Origin of the sequence: Bacillus sonorensis NBRC 101234 = KCTC 13918 (assembly GCF_001592005.1) — a bacterium.
Taxonomy (GTDB): Bacteria; Bacillota; Bacilli; order Bacillales; family Bacillaceae; genus Bacillus; species Bacillus sonorensis.
Window position 1 is genome coordinate 1 of sequence record NZ_BCVZ01000049.1, and the last position, 2993, is coordinate 2993.

A 2993-nucleotide genomic window follows, 5' to 3' on the forward strand; every position below is an offset into this window, starting at 1 on the left:
TAGTGATTCTTTTTAACGGTTAAGTTAGAAAGGGCGCACGGTGGATGCCTTGGCACTAGGAGCCGATGAAGGACGGGACGAACACCGATATGCTTCGGGGAGCTGTAAGCAAGCTTTGATCCGGAGATTTCCGAATGGGGAAACCCACTGCTCGTAATGGAGCAGTATCCATATCTGAATTCATAGGATATGAGAAGGCAGACCCGGGGAACTGAAACATCTAAGTACCCGGAGGAAGAGAAAGCAAATGCGATTCCCTGAGTAGCGGCGAGCGAAACGGGAACAGCCCAAACCAAGAGGCTTGCCTCTTGGGGTTGTAGGACACTCTATACGGAGTTACAAAAGAACGGGGTAGATGAAGAGGTCTGGAAAGGCCCGCCATAGGAGGTAACAGCCCTGTAGTCAAAACTTCGTTCTCTCCTGAGTGGATCCTGAGTACGGCGGAACACGTGAAATTCCGTCGGAATCCGGGAGGACCATCTCCCAAGGCTAAATACTCCCTAGTGACCGATAGTGAACCAGTACCGTGAGGGAAAGGTGAAAAGCACCCCGGAAGGGGAGTGAAAGAGATCCTGAAACCGTGTGCCTACAAGTAGTCAGAGCCCGTTAACGGGTGATGGCGTGCCTTTTGTAGAATGAACCGGCGAGTTACGATCCCGTGCAAGGTTAAGTTTGAAAAGACGGAGCCGCAGCGAAAGCGAGTCTGAATAGGGCGCATGAGTACGTGGTCGTAGACCCGAAACCAGGTGATCTACCCATGTCCAGGGTGAAGTTCAGGTAACACTGAATGGAGGCCCGAACCCACGCACGTTGAAAAGTGCGGGGATGAGGTGTGGGTAGGGGTGAAATGCCAATCGAACCTGGAGATAGCTGGTTCTCTCCGAAATAGCTTTAGGGCTAGCCTCAAGGTAAGAGTCTTGGAGGTAGAGCACTGATTGGACTAGGGGCCCCTACCGGGTTACCGAATTCAGTCAAACTCCGAATGCCAAAGACTTATCCTTGGGAGTCAGACTGCGAGTGATAAGATCCGTAGTCGAAAGGGAAACAGCCCAGACCGCCAGCTAAGGTCCCAAAGTATACGTTAAGTGGAAAAGGATGTGGAGTTGCTTAGACAACCAGGATGTTGGCTTAGAAGCAGCCACCATTTAAAGAGTGCGTAATAGCTCACTGGTCGAGTGACTCTGCGCCGAAAATGTACCGGGGCTAAACGTATCACCGAAGCTGCGGACTGTTCTTGCGAACAGTGGTAGGAGAGCGTTCTAAGGGCTGTGAAGCGAGACCGGAAGGACTCGTGGAGCGCTTAGAAGTGAGAATGCCGGTATGAGTAGCGAAAGAGGGGTGAGAATCCCCTCCACCGAATGCCTAAGGTTTCCTGAGGAAGGCTCGTCCGCTCAGGGTTAGTCGGGACCTAAGCCGAGGCCGAAAGGCGTAGGCGATGGATAACAGGTTGATATTCCTGTACCACCTCCTCACCATTTGAGCAATGGGGGGACGCAGGAGGATAGGGTAAGCGCGGTATTGGATATCCGCGTCCAAGCAGTTAGGCTGGGAAATAGGCAAATCCGTTTCCCATATAAGGCTGAGCTGTGATGGCGAGTGAAATATAGTAGCGAAGTTCCTGATTCCACACTGCCAAGAAAAGCCTCTAGCGAGGTGAGAGGTGCCCGTACCGCAAACCGACACAGGTAGGCGAGGAGAGAATCCTAAGGTGATCGAGAGAACTCTCGTTAAGGAACTCGGCAAAATGACCCCGTAACTTCGGGAGAAGGGGTGCTCTGTTAGGGTGCAAGCCCGAGAGAGCCGCAGTGAATAGGCCCAGGCGACTGTTTAGCAAAAACACAGGTCTCTGCGAAGCCGCAAGGCGAAGTATAGGGGCTGACGCCTGCCCGGTGCTGGAAGGTTAAGAGGAGCGCTTAGCGTATGCGAAGGTGCGAATTGAAGCCCCAGTAAACGGCGGCCGTAACTATAACGGTCCTAAGGTAGCGAAATTCCTTGTCGGGTAAGTTCCGACCCGCACGAAAGGCGCAACGATCTGGGCACTGTCTCAACGAGAGACTCGGTGAAATTATAGTACCTGTGAAGATGCAGGTTACCCGCGACAGGACGGAAAGACCCCGTGGAGCTTTACTGCAGCCTGATATTGAATGTTGGTACAGCTTGTACAGGATAGGTAGGAGCCTTGGAAACCGGAGCGCCAGCTTCGGTGGAGGCATCGGTGGGATACTACCCTGGCTGTATTGACCTTCTAACCCGCTGCCCTTATCGGGCAGGGAGACAGTGTCAGGTGGGCAGTTTGACTGGGGCGGTCGCCTCCTAAAAGGTAACGGAGGCGCCCAAAGGTTCCCTCAGAATGGTTGGAAATCATTCGCAGAGTGTAAAGGCACAAGGGAGCTTGACTGCGAGACCTACAAGTCGAGCAGGGACGAAAGTCGGGCTTAGTGATCCGGTGGTTCCGCATGGAAGGGCCATCGCTCAACGGATAAAAGCTACCCCGGGGATAACAGGCTTATCTCCCCCAAGAGTCCACATCGACGGGGAGGTTTGGCACCTCGATGTCGGCTCATCGCATCCTGGGGCTGTAGTCGGTCCCAAGGGTTGGGCTGTTCGCCCATTAAAGCGGTACGCGAGCTGGGTTCAGAACGTCGTGAGACAGTTCGGTCCCTATCCGTCGCGGGCGCAGGAAATTTGAGAGGAGCTGTCCTTAGTACGAGAGGACCGGGATGGACGCACCGCTGGTGTACCAGTTGTTCTGCCAAGGGCATCGCTGGGTAGCTATGTGCGGACGGGATAAGTGCTGAAAGCATCTAAGCATGAAGCCCCCCTCAAGATGAGATTTCCCATTCCGCAAGGAAGTAAGATCCCTGAAAGATGATCAGGTTGATAGGTCTGAGGTGGAAGTGTGGCGACACATGGAGCTGACAGATACTAATCGATCGAGGACTTAACCTAAATATTTGTGAATGGTCTTTACCCGTTATCTAGTTTTGAGAGAA

1 rRNA gene is annotated in these 2993 nt (G+C 53.2%); it reads left to right on the forward strand.

Features of this window, described 5'->3' with window-relative positions:
• Positions 1-17 precede the first annotated feature (17 nt).
• Positions 18-2949, forward strand: a 23S ribosomal RNA gene (locus tag BTR1S_RS21410).
• The last annotated feature ends 44 nt before the right edge of the window (positions 2950-2993 follow it).